16 protein-coding genes and 2 pseudogenes are annotated in these 18,260 nt (G+C 39.2%); 12 read left to right on the top strand and 6 right to left on the bottom strand.

Annotated features, from left to right (window positions below; all coding sequences use genetic code 11):
- Positions 1–215 precede the first annotated feature (215 nt).
- Positions 216–1,139 carry a hypothetical protein gene (locus tag LOC50_RS17335; RefSeq protein ID WP_028834784.1) on the top strand — a complete coding sequence of 308 codons (924 nt, stop codon included), beginning with the start codon at positions 216–218 and terminating at the stop codon, positions 1,137–1,139.
- 1 nt (position 1,140) lies between these two features.
- Here LOC50_RS17335 and LOC50_RS17555 read toward each other — a convergent pair.
- The 3 genes and pseudogenes from LOC50_RS17555 to LOC50_RS17310 form a co-directional block, all read right to left on the bottom strand.
- A pseudogene (locus LOC50_RS17555) lies at positions 1,141–2,019 on the bottom strand (GGDEF domain-containing protein).
- Between the two features lie 296 nt (positions 2,020–2,315).
- Positions 2,316–2,690, bottom strand: coding sequence for a hypothetical protein (locus LOC50_RS17315; RefSeq protein ID WP_036983956.1), 375 nt, complete (start codon positions 2,688–2,690; stop codon positions 2,316–2,318).
- A gap of 255 nt (positions 2,691–2,945) precedes the next feature.
- Entirely contained in the window at positions 2,946–3,374 is a 429-nt protein-coding gene (locus tag LOC50_RS17310; protein WP_250654039.1) for an Lrp/AsnC family transcriptional regulator, read from the bottom strand.
- A 191-nt stretch (positions 3,375–3,565) separates the two neighbouring features.
- Between LOC50_RS17310 and LOC50_RS17305 the strand changes: the two genes are divergently transcribed.
- The 4 genes from LOC50_RS17305 to LOC50_RS17290 all read left to right on the top strand — a co-directional run bounded on the left by LOC50_RS17305 (position 3,566) and on the right by LOC50_RS17290 (position 8,193).
- Positions 3,566–4,771, top strand: coding sequence for an aspartate aminotransferase family protein (locus LOC50_RS17305; protein WP_036984073.1), 1,206 nt, complete (start codon positions 3,566–3,568; stop codon positions 4,769–4,771).
- An 81-nt stretch (positions 4,772–4,852) separates the two neighbouring features.
- Positions 4,853–5,887, top strand: a complete 1,035-nt coding sequence (astA, locus tag LOC50_RS17300; RefSeq protein WP_013463229.1) for an arginine N-succinyltransferase — start codon at positions 4,853–4,855, stop codon at positions 5,885–5,887.
- Positions 5,888–5,895: 8 nt separating this feature from the next.
- Positions 5,896–7,362, top strand: coding sequence for a succinylglutamate-semialdehyde dehydrogenase (gene astD, locus LOC50_RS17295; protein WP_138626924.1), 1,467 nt, complete (start codon positions 5,896–5,898; stop codon positions 7,360–7,362).
- A 27-nt stretch (positions 7,363–7,389) separates the two neighbouring features.
- A complete protein-coding gene (locus LOC50_RS17290) occupies positions 7,390–8,193 on the top strand; it encodes a DUF1338 domain-containing protein (RefSeq protein WP_036983952.1) in 804 nt (267 codons plus the stop codon).
- A gap of 218 nt (positions 8,194–8,411) precedes the next feature.
- Here the strand turns inward: LOC50_RS17290 and LOC50_RS17285 are convergent, their stop codons facing one another.
- Entirely contained in the window at positions 8,412–9,692 is a 1,281-nt protein-coding gene (locus tag LOC50_RS17285; RefSeq protein WP_250654038.1) for a flavohemoglobin expression-modulating QEGLA motif protein, read from the bottom strand.
- A 146-nt stretch (positions 9,693–9,838) separates the two neighbouring features.
- Here LOC50_RS17285 and LOC50_RS17280 point away from each other — a divergent pair, with 146 nt between their 5' ends.
- The 7 genes from LOC50_RS17280 to LOC50_RS17250 all read left to right on the top strand — a co-directional run bounded on the left by LOC50_RS17280 (position 9,839) and on the right by LOC50_RS17250 (position 16,651).
- Positions 9,839–10,096: a DUF3081 domain-containing protein gene (locus LOC50_RS17280; protein ID WP_013463225.1), complete on the top strand. Its 258-nt coding sequence runs from the start codon at positions 9,839–9,841 to the stop codon at positions 10,094–10,096.
- Positions 10,096–10,398 carry a hypothetical protein gene (locus LOC50_RS17275; RefSeq protein ID WP_248474374.1) on the top strand — a complete coding sequence of 101 codons (303 nt, stop codon included), beginning with the start codon at positions 10,096–10,098 and terminating at the stop codon, positions 10,396–10,398. The genes LOC50_RS17280 and LOC50_RS17275 overlap by 1 nt, the downstream gene beginning before the upstream one ends.
- Positions 10,399–10,836: 438 nt before the next feature.
- Complete coding sequence (gene betI / locus LOC50_RS17270; protein WP_008111458.1) at positions 10,837–11,412, top strand: transcriptional regulator BetI; 576 nt, start codon at positions 10,837–10,839, stop codon at positions 11,410–11,412.
- 1 nt (position 11,413) lies between these two features.
- The gene (gene betB / locus LOC50_RS17265) at positions 11,414–12,877 is read left to right on the top strand and encodes a betaine-aldehyde dehydrogenase (protein WP_036984072.1); all 1,464 of its coding nucleotides are present in this window, start codon (positions 11,414–11,416) and stop codon (positions 12,875–12,877) included.
- Between the two features lie 9 nt (positions 12,878–12,886).
- A complete protein-coding gene (betA, locus tag LOC50_RS17260; protein WP_214552175.1) occupies positions 12,887–14,554 on the top strand; it encodes a choline dehydrogenase in 1,668 nt (555 codons plus the stop codon).
- A gap of 166 nt (positions 14,555–14,720) precedes the next feature.
- Complete coding sequence (locus LOC50_RS17255; RefSeq protein WP_250654037.1) at positions 14,721–15,938, top strand: BCCT family transporter; 1,218 nt, start codon at positions 14,721–14,723, stop codon at positions 15,936–15,938.
- Positions 15,939–15,946: 8 nt separating this feature from the next.
- The gene (locus tag LOC50_RS17250) at positions 15,947–16,651 is read left to right on the top strand and encodes a TorF family putative porin (protein WP_138626922.1); all 705 of its coding nucleotides are present in this window, start codon (positions 15,947–15,949) and stop codon (positions 16,649–16,651) included.
- A gap of 96 nt (positions 16,652–16,747) precedes the next feature.
- On the opposite strand, the pseudogene LOC50_RS17245 reads toward LOC50_RS17250, so the two are convergent.
- Together LOC50_RS17245 and fdxA are read right to left on the bottom strand one after the other, a co-directional pair.
- Positions 16,748–17,909 (bottom strand): annotated as a pseudogene (locus LOC50_RS17245) (DUF5916 domain-containing protein); the annotation flags it as partial.
- A gap of 10 nt (positions 17,910–17,919) precedes the next feature.
- Positions 17,920–18,243, bottom strand: a complete 324-nt coding sequence (gene fdxA, locus LOC50_RS17240; RefSeq protein ID WP_008114035.1) for a ferredoxin FdxA — start codon at positions 18,241–18,243, stop codon at positions 17,920–17,922.
- Positions 18,244–18,260 lie beyond the last annotated feature (17 nt).

Genomic DNA, 18,260 nt, shown 5'->3' with positions numbered 1-18,260 from the left:
AATTTTAACCATTAATACTGATTTTTTACGTAAGCTCTTCAACTGAGCAACTTTTAAACCAACTACACCATAACAGCTAATTAATTTGCTTTTGTCCTTATACACAAACTTATTAATTTTTATTACTACATTAAAACTATAAAAACCTTTAGCTTAACAACATCATCAGCGATAATAACTATCTACTGAGCCAACCCGATGAACACTTAAATACAATGTTGAAAAAAAGCATCCTTATTACTTCTGTTATCGTCTTTAGCATCATTACGGCTGTTGTAGGCAGTTCAATTTATACACTATATAGTAAAAAGGTGGTCTCTGTAGACCCAAAACTAAAAGAAATTTCAGGCATTGAGTTTGATAAACATAAACGGCTTTGGGCTATTAACGATAGTGGCGACGAGCCTAAGCTTTATAGGCTCAATGACGATGGTTCAATTGCAAAAGAAGTACTCGTCACGAATGCAAAAAATATAGACTGGGAAGATATGACGCAAAATAAGTTTGGTCATTTCTTTTTAGGCGACTTTGGTAATAATAAAAATGAACGTAAATGGCTAACAATTTATAAAATAGAAAACCCCATAGATATAAAAACCAATACAACAGAAGCTGAAATTATAAAGTTTACCTACCCAGAATTAGATGGCAGCCCAATACAGCCTGATCAACGTAATTATGACTTAGAAGCGTTTGTGGCTTTTGGACGACATTTATACTTGTTTACTAAAAATCGCACAGAGCCATTCGATGGAATTACTAACGTTTACAAAGTAGGCGACCATGCAGCGAATTTTGATGCCCAGCTGATAGATTCATTTAAAACGTGCACCACTATGGAAAAGCTTTGCTGGATCACATCCGCAGCACTTAGCCCAGATAGAAAAAAGCTCGCACTACTAGATTCAACCAGTATTTGGCTGTTTGAAAACTTTAAAGGCGATAAGTTTTTCTCTGGCGATGTATTTAAAATTGACTTAGGTATTGTAACCCAAAAAGAGGCAATCACCTTTTATGATGACAACACCATCGCCTTTACCGATGAAGAATTCAAAGGCATTGGCGGCAATGTTTATTTTATAAAGCTCGACCAAGTAACCAAAGTAAAAGTGCAGCGAAGCCATCCTCAGCCGCAGTAGTTTAAAATAAATCTATTTCTGAGAAATTAACTTGTACACTTATTAAGTTCTCGGCAAATAAATCTTCCTAGATACAAAATTTATCTCGGCCATTATTTTTTGCATAATAAAGCGCTTTATCTGCGCTTTCTAGCACTGCAATTAGAAAATCATAAGGACTAATTACGCACTAAACCAGCACTGATCGTCATATTTTCAACAAAAGGAAACGATGTATTACCTAATGAGCTGTATAAATTCAGCCATTTTATTACTGATTGAGTCAGCATCTGTGGGCTCAAAAACAATCACGAATTCTTCCCCACCAAAACGAAAAATTAAATCTGTTGAGCGAAAAAAGTGACGCATTTTTTGCGCTAATACCAGTAACACTTCATCTTTACAGATATGACCTTATTGATCATTTATATTTTTAAAATGATCAATATCTAAAATAGCCAGCCAAGATGTTGATGCCTGCTTTTGTTGCCTTTTATCCTCATCTCGGGATGAGCCGTGCATTTTTAATACTTGTTTTTCAATTAGCTGTTTTATTTTCTTCAAAGGTCTATCTATTTAACAGACCCGTTAATTTATCTCTTTCGTTTTAATGGAGTATCACTAAATAGTTTTCAAATATGCGGCAATAAGCATATAGCATCACTTGAGCCGAACTACCTAAACTTTTTGAAACCACAGAAATGGCAGCAACTGTTTTTTCTTGGCGGGTAATGGGGAGGCAACGGCGTTCAATTCCATCGGCAGACTGAACAGTAATAATACAGGCAGAGCGTAAACACGATAGAAGTTCATCCTCAGGCTGTGCAACAATTTGTCGTTGTACCCACTCGAATTGCTTTTCACCCGTCACTTTTAAGCAAAGACTTTGCTCAATAGTCAGTTGGCCTTAAAATTCTATATCTTTATAAACTAAGACCTTTTTACAGCCTATAAATTCTTGGATGGTCGATATCAAACTATATTCAAGAGAATCTACATCTCTATTTTTTGTTATTTTAATGACTGAATTCAGTAAATTTTCTTGCATTGTACTCCCTAAAGCAAACTGGGCGTTTGAGCATTAATAAAATTTAGCATAGACCACGCAGTGGAATATGCTAAATAAAAATTCAAGCATCAATGCTCATTCAGTTTAGGAGCCGCGCTTTTAATATATTAAGAACTGTAAGTGCTATTTTAGCTATTGGTCATGCAATTAATAAACTTCTCAGAGAGCTGTGTTATAGCCACTTTATCAGTGTACATAGGCTCGTTATTTTTTATTATAAACTCAGCACATTGTGCTTGAGATTGTTTGAATTTTTGCTTACATGAGTTTACCGATTCGCCAATTACTTCTTGGTAGATAGTTTCATCACACAAGCTATCGGCAAATTGACTCGCCCCGGTAATAATTTCATTAATGCTGACAGGAGAGGATTCTAATTTGAAGAATATATCGCTGTAAGTTTCAACCGTTATGCTCTGTGCAGGGTCAAATAAAGTCGTTTTTGCACTTAAATATGAGCCACCTATTAATAATGCCACAGCAGCCATTGTTGTGTATTTCATAACATTTCCTTGTAAAGTCTTAGCCCAGTGGTGCTAAAAACGTCCTATTTCACTCACACCTTATTAGCCAATGCTAATAAGGTTAGTAACTGTATTGATGAGATTTATTAAGTACCGGAGGATTGCAACAAATGCAGGACAATAAGCCTATTGATTTGGTTAAAAATATTCCTTCTTCCTAATATCGAGTAGACTACAATCAAGTTAGCTTAAATGCAATAATTAATGCTCACTGAATGTACTAAATAAATCGAATTAACGCTTAAATTTAGTCTCTAAAATAACCGAGGAACGGGTACGCTCTACCCCATCTAAGTTACCAATATCATCAAGTAAGTGGCTTAACTTCTCAAGGTTCTGTGCTTCTACAATGGCAATTAAATCAAACTCTCCACTAATTGCATACAACTGAGAAATCGCATCAATTTGCTTTAATTCAATATTAGTTTTTGTTGTTAGCTTATGTTTTACTTTTATTGAAACATGCGCAGAGACCAAGCTATTTAAAAAGTCATCTCCAAAGTCAACGCTATAACCCTTAATGATCCCACTTTGCTCTAATTTTAGCATTCGGCTTTGCACCGTTGAACGAGATAAACTCAAGTGCCTTGCAAGATCAGAAATGCTAGCGCGGGCGTTCGTTTTTAATATTGAGAGTAGTTTTTCATCTTGGGGAGTTATCATAATGCTAATTCAATTCGTTAATTTGACTATTATTCTAATCATTTTTCACAAAATAGCACTGCAAATTTCATTCATAACCTTTGATAATGACATTTTTAATAAGTAAAACACATTGTATTGCTGAATCATCCTGACCTTATCGTTATTTTTTCAGCAACGTATTTTTTTATGTGAATAATTTAGGTGTAAAAATGCAAGTAACCAGAGATTTATTTAACGACGTAATGGTCCCTAATTACAACCCTTCAGCTGTTGTTCCTGTTCGCGGTGAAGGCTCACGTGTGTGGGATCAGAACAATAACGAATTTATCGATTTTGCCGGTGGTATTGCAGTTAATTGTTTAGGGCATTGCCATCCTGCATTAGTCGGTGCACTTAAAGAGCAAGGCGAAAAAATTTGGCACTTATCAAATGTAATGACCAATGAGCCAGCTCTTCGTCTAGCTAAAAAAATGGTTGATGCCACGTTTGCTGAAAAAGTTTACTTTGCAAACTCAGGGGCTGAAGCAAACGAAGCAGCATTAAAATTAGCACGTCGCTTTGCACTGGATAAATTTGGTGCTGAAAAAACTAAAATTATTGCTTTTAATAAAGGTTTTCATGGTCGTACATTTTTCACTGTAACAGTGGGTGGCCAAGCTGCTTATTCTGACGGTTTTGGTCCAAAACCTGCTGATATTGTGCATTGTGACTACAATGATATTGCCGCTTTTGAAGCCTTAATTGGTGATGATACCTGTGCGGTAATGATGGAGCCATTACAAGGTGAAGGCGGCATTGTGCCACCAACTAATGAATTTGCACAAAAAGTACGTGAACTGTGTACTAAACACAACGCACTACTTATTTTTGATGAAGTGCAAACCGGCGTTGGCCGTACAGGTCACTTATACGCATACGAAGGCTTAGATGTTGTTCCTGATATCTTAACGACGGCTAAAGCCTTAGGTGGCGGTTTTCCAATTGGCGCTATGATCACCACCACTGAAATTGCAGCACACCTAAAAGTAGGCACGCATGGGTCTACATATGGTGGTAACCCGTTGGCTTGTGCTGTTGCAGAAGCGGCATTTGATACCGTTAATACACCTGCTGTATTAGATGGCGTAAAAGAGCGTGAACATATGTTCCGTGATGGTTTAAATGCAATTAATGAAAAATACCATGTATTTAGCGAAGTCCGTGGTAAAGGCTTACTAATCGGTGCGGTACTAAATGAGAAATTTGAAGGCCGCGCTCGTGACTTTTTAGTAGCAAGTGCAAATAACGGCTTAATGAACTTAGTAGCCGGTATGAACGTTATTCGTTTTACACCTTCATTAGTGATCCCATTTGAGGACATTAAAGAAGGCTTAGCTCGCTTTGAAAAAGCAGTAAGCGATGTAGTAAACGGTTAATAACTAAGTAAAACATAACTAAGTCCTGAGGCAAACACACGTTTACCTCAGGATTTTATATGTTGTTGGAGCAAGTAGTTAATGCAAGTATTACGTCCTATTACTGTCAATGATTTTGCAGCACTTAAAGAGATTGCCATTGAGTCTGGCCATGGCTTTACCTCTTTACCTGTCGATGATGGGCAACTACAAGAAAAAATTGATCGTGCGCAAAACAGTTTTACTAAAAACGTAGATAAGCCCATCGACGAAAGCTATCTATTTGTTTTAGAAGACAGTGAAACCGGAAAGGTAATTGGTACTACCGCCATTGAAGCGGCCGTCGGGTTATCTGTACCTTTGTATCATTATCATCTAGGTAAAACCGTTCATCACTCACCTACCTTAAACGTTTACAATACCGTAGATATTTTGAGTATGTGTAATGACTACACTGGCTGCTCAGAAATATGTACTTTATTTTTACGTGAAGACAGTAGAAAAGGCCTGACGGGACGTTTTTTATCACGTTCACGTTTTTTATTTATGGCGCAACACAGCGAGCGCTTTGCCGACACAGTAATTGCTGAAATGCGTGGTGTTAGCGACGAAGACGGTCACTCGCCATTTTGGCAATGGTTACAGGAACACTTTTTTAGCATTGAATTCCCACAAGCCGACCATTTAGTGGGGTTAGGCGATAAAGTGTTTATTAGCGAACTCATGCCTAAATACCCTATCTATGTGAATTTGCTGAGCAAAAAAGCACAAGCGGTGATTGGCCATGTGCATGATAAAACCAAACCAGCACTTAAACTGCTTGAAAAAGAAGGATTTGAACACCGCGGATATGTTGATTTATTTGACGCAGGCCCCACTGTAGAAGCAAAACTCGGTAATATTCGCAGTATTCGTGATTCACAGGTGTGCCCTATTACTATTGGCGAGCTTGAACATATCAATGAGCAAAGCTCAGACACCCTTGCTATTTGTAATCAAGGGGTTAGTGACTTTAGAGCCACATTCACCAAACATGCTCATTATAATCAGGCAAAGCACACCTTAATCATCAGCCAAGAAGTAGCTGATGCACTTCATTTAAAACAAGGAGATGCAGCGCGATTTTTCCGCCTGTAACATTATTTATGAACACACAACTAATTAATAATCAATGGCTTGTAGGCAAAGGTCCAGCGTTTGATTCTATTAACCCAAGTAATGGTGAAATTGTATGGCAAGGTAATGGCGCCAACGCAGAGCAAGTTGACAGTGCCATTAAAGCGGCAAGAGCCGCGCAAGTTCAATGGGCAGATATGCCAATTGAGCAACGTATTACTATTTTAGAAAACTTCGTAGCCCAACTAAAAGAACACAGCGAAGAGTTGGCCACTATTATTGCTCGTGAAACAGGTAAACCGCTATGGGAAACACGCACAGAAGTGGGCGCGATGACAGGCAAAGTGGCCATTTCGATCCGTGCTTACAATGAACGTACTGGTACAACCGAAAACCCAATGCCTGGTGCAAAAGCCTTTATTCGCCACAAACCTCACGGTGTGGTCGCTATTTTTGGTCCGTATAATTTCCCTGGGCATTTACCAAACGGCCATATTGTACCAGCCATACTAGCCGGTAATACCGTGGTATTTAAACCATCAGAGTTAACACCTCATGTAGCGCAGTTTACCTTAGAACTATGGTTAAAAGCAGGCTTACCTGCTGGGGTTATAAACCTTGTTCAAGGTGAGTTAGAAACAGGTAAAGCGCTGGCCTCACACCAAGATATAGATGGCCTATTTTTTACTGGTAGCTCAAACACTGGTCATTTATTACATAAACAATTTGCTGGCCACCCAGGTAAAATTTTAGCGCTTGAAATGGGCGGTAATAACCCGCTAGTGGTTAAAGATGTTGCTGATGTTAGCGCCGCCGTGCACGATATTATTCAATCGGGTTTTATCACCTCAGGCCAACGCTGTACTTGTGCACGCCGTTTGTTTATTGAAAAGTCGCCCAATGGCGATGCTATTTTAGAAAAGCTGATTAGCGCCACCAAAAATATCTTAGTAGACGATAGCTTTGCGGACGAACAACCTTTTATGGGTGCCATGATCAGTGAAAAAGCCGCATTAGGCATGGTGGCAGCGCAAGCTGAGCTAGTTAAACAAGGTGCTGAGATTCTTGTTGAGCTTAAGCAGTTAAAATCAGGCACTGGGTTTGTAAGCCCAGGCATTATTGATGTCACTAATATAAGCGAAATTGCCGATGAAGAACACTTTGGCCCGCTTATAAAAGTATATCGTTACACTGATTTCAATAGCGCTATAACAGAAGCAAACAACACCAGCTTTGGTTTATCTGCTGGTTTACTTGCTGATAGCGAAGATGATTACAGTCACTTTTTAAAACGTATTCGTGCCGGCATTGTTAACTGGAACCGCCCTATTACAGGCGCATCAAGCGCAGCGCCATTTGGTGGTATAGGTGCCAGTGGCAACCACAGAGCCAGTGCGTACTATGCTGCAGATTACTGCGCATACCCAGTGGCCTCAGTAGAGTCAGAAAAAGTTAACTTACCGCAAACCCTCGCGCCGGGCTTAATAATTGAATAACAATTTAAACAGATTTAAGGATTTACCATGCATACTGATGTAAACACATTATTTGATAACCTGTGGCAAAACTACCTAAGCGTAACGCCATCGGCTGACAAAATTCATGACCTATTAGGCTCAACGCAAAAAGACGATATAATCAACGACCATATTGCGCTGCGTACTTTTAATATTGAAAAAGTAGGCCTTGAAAAACTAGCTGCACACTTTTTAGCCATTGGCTACAAAGAGTGTGGTGAGTATCATTTTGAAGCAAAAAAACTCTACGCTAAGCATTACGAGCACAGCGATCCAACGCAACCTAAAGTGTTTATCTCTGAGTTATTAGTTGAAAAATGCTCGCCTGAACTACAAGCAATTGTCACTGATATGGTTTCACAAATTGACGAAAGCGCAGTGACTGCCGATAACTTTTTATATTCAGGCACGCATTGGCAAGTAAGCACCGATACATACAAAAAGTTATTAGCTGAGAGCGAATATGCGGCGTGGATGTCTGCGTGGGGTTATCGTGCCAATCACTTCACCGTGAACATTAATACTTTGGCTAAGTTTGATAACATCCATGATGTAAACCAAGCTCTTAAAGATGCAGGTTTTGCACTCAATACCTCAGGAGGTGAAGTAAAAGGCTCACCAGAGGTGCTATTAGAGCAATCATCAACATTAGCTGATGAATACGCAGTAACCTTTAGCGATGGCGATATGCGCATTCCTAGCTGTTTTTACGAGTTTGCTATTCGTTATCCAAAACCTGATGGTGAAATTTACACCGGTTTTGTCGCTGCCTCTGCAGACAAAATATTTGAAAGCACCAACGCACGATAACCAAAGTGTGTTGAATTTAAAAAGCCCACTTTTGGGCTTTTTTTGTGCCTAATGAATGGTTTAAAACAACTTTATGTATCGATAAAACGATAAATAAAAATGAGAACAATCAATTGCCCCCTTATGGGCATGCAGGCTTATGTGAGTAAACTTAAACGCAGTTGCTTATTCCAACTGCGTTTTTTGCTAAAAAAAGTAGCCGCCCTTCCTCTTTAATATTATAAAAACAACGGCTTATAGTCGTTTTCTAGTTGTTCGAATGACAAATCGCCAATAAATCGACCAAAGCTGAGCCACGTAGCAAGGCCTCTTAAATCTTTAAAATGAGGCGGCACAAATTGCGGATTTTCAATGACACCTAAGTCATGCAATTGCGATATTAATCTAAAGTCATCAATTGATATTTTACCCACCAGCAATAATGGCAACTGATCAATTCGACCAAGCTGTATCGCCACCCTAATTAAGTTGTAAACTAAAACAAAGCCTTTTATGTAAGCAATATCTTTGGTAAAGGGTAAGCCGGTTGCGGTACTGCCTCTAAAAACGCGCTGTGCAAGGGTATAGCTGTCGTCTTTTGATAAACCTTGAGCAACGTAATCTCGGTAAATATCGATAAACTCAGCGCCATCAATTACTTTCGTCACCGCTTGAATACGGTTTACTAATTTTGATAAGCGACGTGGTGTTGACTTAAGAGTAATAATTTCCGTCAGTACTGCAAGCCCCTCTTGGGTCACCGTAGAGCTTGGTGTGCCTTTACTCAAGCAAGTTAAATAAGGTTGCGCTAAGCCATTTTGAGTGGTGCCTACATGGATCCAGCCCTCGTGCACCTCTAAAATATCTAATTCGCGCTGAGAAAACTTAACATCTTGATTGAGCTTAATATTATTAGCACCTGCTGCCGCATCGCTGACAATACCATCACTTAGCATCACTTCTACGTTTATTCCCGGCATGCTGGCATTGACCTGTTCAGATAAAATCCGCACCGCGTCGCTGGCCTCAATATTTTTAGGATCTTCTGGCAAAATATCCGCTGCAAGTAAATTTTTTAAAGGCTGTTCGAGCATATTAGCCAGTTCTGATAGCGAAGGCTCACCGGCATGAAACAAATCTTTAGGATGACCAAATAGCTCCACTGATAAGTCATGAAACTCTGGCGTACCGCGGTATTCAAGCATACTCAGAACCGTTTTATATTCGGTACACATTTTACCCATATATTGTGCAATTGGGTTTAATTGTCCCAACTGGTTAATAATATTGCGGTGCAGTGTTGAAAATGCTTGGCGCAACTCGCTAGGAACAAATCCTAAATCGCGCTGTTGATAATAAGCACGATCAATAAGTGGATTTTTTTGACATTTTTGTCTAAAAAATTCCTCTTTAATTTGTTTATCCCAATTTATTGCATCGAGTATTCTAATGGGTGTTTGCAATGCAATGAGTTGGTCGGATAATTCACGAGTTTTCAAAAGTAACGCTTTGTCTATCATGGTAAAAGCTCAACAAAAAGTGAACTTTGAGCATAATTTATAAATGAAAAATAACAAAGCAATATCATACTTTTTAGACTATTGTTTTTATGATGATCGATCCTCACTTCTATAGCGTATGAGTGATTAAATAAAAGGGACAAACAATGAAAAATGAAATCGACAATAAACAGATTCTAGCGGTTTACGAACGCATTCAACAACGCGGAGAAGTCACAGAAGAAGGTAAATTTTATCAAGGGATCACTGCATATTCTGACATAGATGGCTATACCGTCTATTTACAAGGTAGTGGTGTTTTACTTCGCTTTGGGTTTCATAATACTTATCACCTTGATTATGAACATGACAAACACAAAGACGACTTTTTGAAAAAACTTTACAACATAGCTAATGAAGAGTGATGCGATCAACATACCGACGAAACAGACCAACCAGTTCGCGCAATTTGCAGTTTATTAATCAAGTTATTGCGCAATTAAAAGCAGAGCCTGAAAAACTGCAACTCATCAAAAACAACCTTGCTTATTACCGTGCGCAAACGCATTTAAAACGTGGATTTTTACTTGCAATAGAACGTTTTGATTGGGTATTTGAAGCGACCGATAATATTGATGAAATTTGCGACCAAATTATGGCTGACGATTATATTGGCAACCGTTTAAGACGTTATCCTTTGTTATTTAAAGGCGTTGTTGAAACCTAAACAGCGTCTTTATTTATCTCTTCACTAAGTTAACATTTCTGTAAATTAATCTCATATTTCACTTCCTGAATCTTTTTTCTTGGATCTTCCGACAAACTCGCCTTACCGCTTTTTAAAGTAATCTGCCCACAAAAAATACAATTAGTACTCTAATAGTTATCACACTAATAAATAAATCACTAAAAGTTTCACCAATTATGTAAACAAATAATTACACCGCAAAATACAATCAAAAAAACACACGTAACAAATTGTTATTAAATGATATTTTACAAAAATCCAGCTTGTTAATATAACTTCATTTTAGACTTATTTTATTAATTATTTATCCACATTTCAGACACTCACCATTTGCACGAACCTTGAATTGTTAGAGCTATTACCTTAAGCTTATCTTTATTGAACGATCAATTAATAAAAATTATGCCTAAAGTTGGAATGGAACCTGTAAGGCGTCAGCAGCTAATTGACGCAACAATAGAGTCAGTTGCGCAAAAAGGGTTACAAGCAACCACAATTAATAGTATTAGCAAAAATGCGGGGATGTCCTCTGGCATAATTAGCCATTATTTTGGTGGGAAACAGGGGCTAATTGAAGCAACTGTGCGTTACTTACTGTCTAACTTGAAAGATGATTTGATCAGCAAAGTAGATGAAAAGACCACGCCAACTCAAAGGTTAATGTTTATTGTTGAATCAAACTTTGCGCTAGTACAACAACGAAAAGACACCACTCGGACGTGGTTAAGTTTTTGGGCGCAATCAATGCACGACAAGGAACTTCATCGTTTACAAAATGTAAACAGCAAACGCTTGCAAAGCAATTTAACCGTTTCATTTAAGCAATTAATGCCTTTAGCGCAAGCAAATCTCGCGGCAGAGTTAACCGCAGCAATGATTGATGGTTTATGGCTACGAGCCGTATTAAGCCAATCAGACGAAAATCAGTTTAAACACAGTGAATCACTGGCTAAAAACTACGTGCATTCACTTATCAAGCAATATGGAGCCTAACGTGACTACACCTATCTATCAAAACTTTATCAACGGTCAATTCCTTGCAAACAAAAGCGGCGAAACATTTGATGTAGTAAACCCTGCAACCGGCCAAGTAATTTATGCCGTTGAAGTTGCCGATGAATACGTTCAAAACGCAGCAATTGAAAGTGCAAAACAAGGCTTTAAAGTCTGGTCAGCTATGACCCCTATTGAGCGCAGCCGTATTTTATTAAACGCCGTTGCTATTTTACGCAAGCGTAATGATGAGCTTGCACTAGTTGAAGTGCTCGATACCGGTAAACCAATGCAAGAAGCTAACTGCGTAGATGTTGAAACAGGTGCAGATGTAATTGAATATTTTGCAGGCCTTGCCCCTGCGCAAGTTGGTCAACAACAAATGGTTGGCGATGACTTTTACTACACACGCAAAGAGCCTTTAGGTATTTGTGCTGGTATTGGTGCATGGAACTACCCATTACAAATTGCATGTTGGAAGTCTGGCCCTGCCCTTGCAGCGGGTAATGCATTTATTTTTAAACCTTCAGAAGAAACCCCGCTTGGCGCAATTAAATTAGCCGAGGTGTTTATTGAAGCAGGTGTACCCGCTGGCGTATTCAATGTAGTTCAAGGCGCGAGTGAGGTAGGCCAATGGCTTACTGCACACCAAGATATTGAAAAAGTATCATTTACTGGTGAAGTAGGTACCGGTAAAAAAGTCGTCGCCAGTGCTGCAGGTACATTAAAAGATGTGACTATGGAACTAGGTGGTAAATCGCCGTTACTTGTCTTTGACGATGCCAATATAGAGCAAGCAGTAAGCGCGGCAATGTTAGGGAACTTTTATACCCAAGGTGAAATTTGTACTAATTGCACTCGTATCTATGTTCACAAAAATGTGTACCAGCAGTTTATTGATGAGCTTAAAACACGCACCGAAAACAATATTATTGCCGGCGATCCACAAGATTTAAACACTAACTTTGGCGCGCTTATTTCTAAAAAGCATCAAGATTTAGTGCTGAGCTACATCAACAAAGGCATTGAAGAAGGGGCAACGCTATTAACCGGTGGCTCAACGCTTTCACCAGCATCAGCGCCAAATGGTTATTTTGTAGCGCCAACCGTATTTGTTGATTGCAACGATGAAATGACCATCGTCAAAGAAGAAATTTTTGGCCCAGTAATGAGCGTTTTAGTGTTTGATGACGAAGATGATGTTATTGCACGTGCTAACGGCACTCACTTAGGTTTAGCTGCAGGCGTTTTCACTAGCGATATTAAACGTGCTCATCGCGTTATTCATCAGCTACAAGCGGGGATTTGTTGGATCAATGCTTACGGTAACTCGCCGGCAGAAATGCCTGTAGGTGGCTATAAGCAATCAGGTATCGGCCGCGAAAACGGCATACAAACGCTTGATCATTACACGCAAACTAAGTCTGTTTATGTTGGTATGGCTGACATAGAAAGCCCATTTTAAGGAATCATTATGAACCACTCTTTTGATTATATTATTGTAGGCGCAGGGTCGGCAGGCTGTGTGTTAGCAAATCGCTTGTCTGAAGATTCAAGTAACAAGGTATTGTTACTTGAAACCGGCGGCAGCGATAAAAGCATCTTTATTAAAATGCCCACTGCTCTGTCGATTCCAATGAATACCGATAAGTATGCGTGGCAATTTCATACGCAGCCAGAAAAGTACTTAGATAACCGTGAAATGCACTGCCCACGCGGTAAAGTGCTTGGTGGCTCATCATCTATTAATGGCATGGTGTATGTACGTGGTCATGCAAAAGATTTTGATGAATGGCAGCAACATGGCGCTAATGGCTGGAATTATCAAGCATGTTTACCGTATTTTAAAAAAGCAGAAAGTTTTTACCTAGGTGAAAACAGCCATCGTGGTGGAAAAGGCCCCCTTGGCGTTAATAACGGTAATAACATGGAAAACCCTTTGTATAGCGCCTTTATTGATGCTGGTGCTCAAGCGGGTTATGCCACTACAGCTGATTATAATAGTGCTCAACAAGAAGGCTTTGGCCCTATGCACATGACCGTTAAAAACGGTGTGCGCAGCTCAGCCTCTCGTGAATATTTAGATCCGATTAAACATCGCAGTAACCTAACAATTGTAACCGATGCACTTGCGCAGCGCGTTATTTTAGACGGTAAAAAAGCAACCGGTGTTGAATACAAGCTCAATGGCACAGTTAAAACAGCCACAGCAAGTAAAGAGGTTATTTTAAGTGCGGGCTCTATCGGTTCTCCTCACCTGTTACAACTGTCCGGTATTGGTGATACACAAATACTTGAAAAAGCAGGTGTTGAAGTTAAACATCACCTACCAGGTGTTGGTCAAAACTTGCAAGACCATTTAGAGTTTTACTTTCAATATAAGTGTAAACAACCCATTACCTTAAACGGTAAATTAGGCTTGTTTTCTAAAGGTTTAATTGGTGCAAAATGGCTGCTTACCCGTAAAGGTTTAGGCTCAACTAATCACTTTGAATCATGTGCCTTTATTCGCTCAAAACCTGGTGTTGAATGGCCTGATATTCAGTATCACTTTTTACCCGCAGCAATGCGTTATGATGGACGCAGTGCATTTGCAGGGCATGGTTTTCAAGTGCATGTAGGTCATAACAAACCTAAAAGTCGTGGTAGCGTCACCATTGCCTCAGCGGATCCGACGCAGCCACCAAAGATTGTGTTTAATTATCTTGAGCACCAAGACGACATTGAAGGCTTTAGGGCGTGCGTACGTTTAACGCGTGAAATTATTGAACAACCTGCCTTTGACGACTTTCGTGGTGAAGAAATTCAACCAGGGCAACAAGTTCAAACGGATGAGCAAATTGATGCCTTTGTGCGCAAAGCAGTGGAAAGTGCTTACCACCCTTCTTGCTCTTGTAAAATGGGTGAAGACGACATGGCTGTAGTTAACTCAAATACCCAAGTGCATGGCATGCAAAGCTTGCGTGTAGTTGACTCGTCGATTTTTCCAACCATACCTAATGGTAATTTAAATGCGCCTACCATTATGGTGGCCGAAAAAGCCGCTGATATTATTTTAGGTAATAAGCCTTTAGCTCATACAGGAGTTGATGTTGTGAATGCCACTGATTGGCAAACTTCACAACGAAATAAAACCCTTTAATTTAGCCTGCCATAAAGGCCACTCTTTTAAGCGAAATGCTTTAAGGAGTGCCTTTATGCGCCTTGCAGTGGCTCACAAGCATAAATAGGTTATGCCTGTGTTAATGCAAGCACAATAAAAAACGGAGTATATATGTGTTATTTTTATTCATTCTGGGAGGGCGATAATGACTATTTGGCTTAATGCAGGCATTATTTTCACCTTACTTGCCATTTTTACTATTTTAATAAAATGGGGTAATGTACGTGTAGTAGGCGTCACACCAGTGAGAACATTCACTTTTATAGCAATCCTGTTTACCTCAGGCCTAGACGTTGGCCTTATTATGTTTCCTTTAACCGAATTTGCCGGTTATGCAGACATAAAAGCAAGCCCAGAATATGCATTTGCCAACCCACTCTCTATTGAGTTTGGTTATTGGGGATTTTTAATTTGGGGATTTTATTTTCTTACGTGCTTTTATTTCTGTGTAATAGAACCCAAAGTGAAATTTTTTGAAATTCCATGGGTTAAGTTTATAAATAATGTCGTTATTATTGGTACCTGTGCGTTTACCGCTTACTTATTACTGAGTAACTTGCCGTGGTATTTACCTGAACTCGGTGATGGCTCAAATGTTATTCCTGCGTTTTACTTAATCGTGCTTGCCGCTATTTGCTTTGCGGTGTATTCAAGTACCGATATTAAATATGTACGCTTTTTAAGTATTGCAACTACTTGGTTGTTTATAGCCCTAATTGGCTTTATGTGGGCTGATGCCTTCTTATTTGGCGACAGTGAACTTTCTGCATTTACTAAAAACATCGGATTAATTGGTAATTACTTTGCCAACATCAATGAGTTTGTATTACCACTGAATGATTACCATGAGTTTTACTTATTTTGGTGGTTTGCGTGGAGTATTATGATTGGTCAATTTACATCGCGTTTTGTGGGCGGTTTAAAAACATACCAAGTACTGGGCGCTATGTTAATTTTCCCGTCAATTCCAATCGCTATCTGGTTTAGTGTGTTATATCACTATCACGAAGCCGGCATTCCAACTTCAGGTATTAAAAACTTTGCCATGGTGTTTGTAGGTATCGTGTTTGTTATCAACTCGCTCGATTCACTGATCCGTTTATACACAGATAATTTAAACTTAACTGTAAAACGCCTTGGTAAATTTAAGTACATTGCCATGAACGTTGTTGCTTTGTCGCTACTAACATTGCTATTTAAGCTTGAGTTTTTACAAATTCAATGGGTTGGTGCTTTAGTTATAGGGTTATTCTTTATTTGTATTGGTTTTATTGCCTACAGCAAACTTAAAACAGTCAGCAATATCGAAGGATCGCCAAAAGCGAATAAAATTGATTACACAAAAATAGAAACAATCAGCTAGGAAATCACATGAACAATAAATTAAAACACCTTTTTATCGCTTTACCATTAACTGTTTTATCAACAACAGCAGCGGCTAACTGGTCAACAACGATTACGGCTGCATCTGATTACACCTTTAATGGTGTAACTCAAACAGATAACGATCCTGCGCTACAAGCAAGCCTTGACTACGCGTATGATAACGGTGTTTATGCCGGTGTATGGGCATCAAACGTAGATTTTGGTGATGACACCGACTTTGAACTAGATGCATACGTAGGCCGATACATTCAGTTAAACGAACAAGTAAGCCTTGATTACGGTATTGCTTATTACACTTACCAAGGTAATAACAGCGATGGTAACTACGCAGAAGCGTATACTAAATTTGGTTACGCCAGTGACTACGGCCAAACAGAGCTTAACTTTTGGTACAGCTGGGATTACTTTGGCTACGATACTGGCCATGTGATTTCGATGATTGCGCACACTTTCGAGCTTGCGCCAAATCATGCGATTCGTGCCAGCTTTGATATTTCAAACTCACTCGATGGCAATAAGTTCCAATGGGATGAAGCTAAGGGCGACAAATCGTATTATCACTACCGCTTAGCGTACCAAACAAGCTATGAAGGGTTTGGTATTGAAGTAGCAGCTGAGAATACCAGCTTGGACTACGATTACGCCGATGAGCGAATTGTACTTGCTATCTCACGTACTTTTGACTTGTAATAACTAGGTTTACCATTTAGTAAAACAAAAAACACGCTACCCAGTAGCGTGTTTTTTATTGCCTAGCAAAACCTTGCTTTCATAATGTTTATAACCTTATAACTGCCACGCATAACTTACTTTAGTACAGAAAGTACATTGGTCACGCTCAATGCTTTTTAACGAGTCACCCTGATAACCTTTATCTGAATAACCTAAATAAAATAACGTTTGTGCGTTAATTTTGTATGAGTAAACCAGCTGACTTTCATAATCTTTGTTGATTTCACTAACCTGATAAAAGTAAGCATCTTCATTTCTGTCTATATCTTCAAACTGTAAAATCAGTTTAAGCATAGCGCGCATGCTAAACTTATAATAAAGCCTAAAATCAATAAGGTTTGCGGTAAAAACACGTCGCCCTTGGTAATCATCTAAATGACTATAATTATGCCTAACATCCACCTGCCAATGATTATTAATATCCCAAACAGCCTGCGGTTGTGTAGTTAAAACATCGCCTAACTGCTCATTAGTGTAATCTATACGGCTTGCGTATTCGGCGTATAACCATAATCTTAGATCTTTTGTAGGTCTAAAAGCGGCAAGTTGTTGGTATCAGCATTCGCGATTTGATAATTAAGCGTATCTGACTGATTAAACCATAGCTGCCATCAGCCGATAGCACCGTATTATGGTAGTCACTACTTTCTCTATGTGTAGAAGTGACACCAATAGTACCTTGTTGGCCAATATCATATTGGTATCGCGCCACCGCCGCTTTGGTTTTATCATTTAAGTTGGCAAAGCCCGAGCCTTGGTTAGTTGGCAATAAAATATTACTGTCGTCATCAGCAAACATTAGCGCATAACTGTGGCTGTCGGTTTTACCGGTGAGCTTTGCACCAATAGTAGGCTCTGCTATGGTACGGGTATAAAGCAGTTCAAATAAATTACTTTTAAAGTAAGATGCGCCATCTAAGAAAAACGGGCGTTTTTCAGCGTAATAAATAGAATATGTGGTGTTTACATCCAGTTCTAACGAATCGGTTTCTACCTGAGAAAAGTCAGGGTTTATGGTGGCATTAATTACGGCATCTTTAGTAATACCCCAACGAAGATCAAGCCCTAATTCAGTGTCTACATCGCCATTATCCCACGCACCAGGTACTTGTGTTTTTTGATCGTTTCTCAGTGCGGTTAATGTTGGCGTTAATTGCAGGTTTTTACTCGGTGCTAAATTATTAAATCCGCTTATTATGTCAAACTGACACAACGAAGTAGAATGATTATGTGTCGAGAAGTTTTAATTTATTAGCCACACCATTCCAGCTATCGGCATCTTCCGGGGCGGGTTTAACTTGGGTGATGCGTGGCCATATTTCTGCTAGCTCCGCATTTAATTGGGTAAACTCTTTTTGCGATTCAGGTAATTCATCTTCTTGAAAAATAGCATCAGCGGCACACTCAGGTACGCATAAACCACAGTCAATACAGTCAATAGGGCTAATAGCCAAAAAATTAGGGCCTTCAAAAAATGCATCTGCAGGGCATACTGATACGCAATCAGTGTACTTACATTTTATACAGTTTTCGGTGACTACAAACGCCATAATGGTTTAATACCTAA

It is taken from the genome of Pseudoalteromonas sp. SCSIO 43095 (genome assembly GCF_023650455.1).
Lineage (GTDB): Bacteria > Pseudomonadota > Gammaproteobacteria > Enterobacterales > Alteromonadaceae > Pseudoalteromonas > Pseudoalteromonas tetraodonis.
Note: the sequence above shows the minus strand (reverse complement) of the source record. Positions and strands in the feature narration are given on the sequence as shown.

What these genes read in the sequence shown, in the direction of transcription:
- LOC50_RS17335 (WP_028834784.1), top strand. Translation starts at nt 216, where the DNA reads ATGTTGAAAAAAAGCATCCTTATTACTTCTGTTATCGTCTTTAGCATC.
- LOC50_RS17315 (WP_036983956.1), bottom strand. Translation starts at nt 2,690, where the DNA reads ATGAAATACACAACAATGGCTGCTGTGGCATTATTAATAGGTGGCTCA.
- LOC50_RS17310 (WP_250654039.1), bottom strand. Translation starts at nt 3,374, where the DNA reads ATGATAACTCCCCAAGATGAAAAACTACTCTCAATATTAAAAACGAAC.
- LOC50_RS17305 (WP_036984073.1), top strand. Translation starts at nt 3,566, where the DNA reads ATGCAAGTAACCAGAGATTTATTTAACGACGTAATGGTCCCTAATTAC.
- astA (WP_013463229.1), top strand. Translation starts at nt 4,853, where the DNA reads ATGCAAGTATTACGTCCTATTACTGTCAATGATTTTGCAGCACTTAAA.
- astD (WP_138626924.1), top strand. Translation starts at nt 5,896, where the DNA reads ATGAACACACAACTAATTAATAATCAATGGCTTGTAGGCAAAGGTCCA.
- LOC50_RS17290 (WP_036983952.1), top strand. Translation starts at nt 7,390, where the DNA reads ATGCATACTGATGTAAACACATTATTTGATAACCTGTGGCAAAACTAC.
- LOC50_RS17285 (WP_250654038.1), bottom strand. Translation starts at nt 9,692, where the DNA reads ATGATAGACAAAGCGTTACTTTTGAAAACTCGTGAATTATCCGACCAA.
- LOC50_RS17280 (WP_013463225.1), top strand. Translation starts at nt 9,839, where the DNA reads ATGAAAAATGAAATCGACAATAAACAGATTCTAGCGGTTTACGAACGC.
- LOC50_RS17275 (WP_248474374.1), top strand. Translation starts at nt 10,096, where the DNA reads ATGCGATCAACATACCGACGAAACAGACCAACCAGTTCGCGCAATTTG.
- betI (WP_008111458.1), top strand. Translation starts at nt 10,837, where the DNA reads ATGGAACCTGTAAGGCGTCAGCAGCTAATTGACGCAACAATAGAGTCA.
- betA (WP_214552175.1), top strand. Translation starts at nt 12,887, where the DNA reads ATGAACCACTCTTTTGATTATATTATTGTAGGCGCAGGGTCGGCAGGC.
- LOC50_RS17255 (WP_250654037.1), top strand. Translation starts at nt 14,721, where the DNA reads ATGACTATTTGGCTTAATGCAGGCATTATTTTCACCTTACTTGCCATT.
- LOC50_RS17250 (WP_138626922.1), top strand. Translation starts at nt 15,947, where the DNA reads ATGAACAATAAATTAAAACACCTTTTTATCGCTTTACCATTAACTGTT.
- fdxA (WP_008114035.1), bottom strand. Translation starts at nt 18,243, where the DNA reads ATGGCGTTTGTAGTCACCGAAAACTGTATAAAATGTAAGTACACTGAT.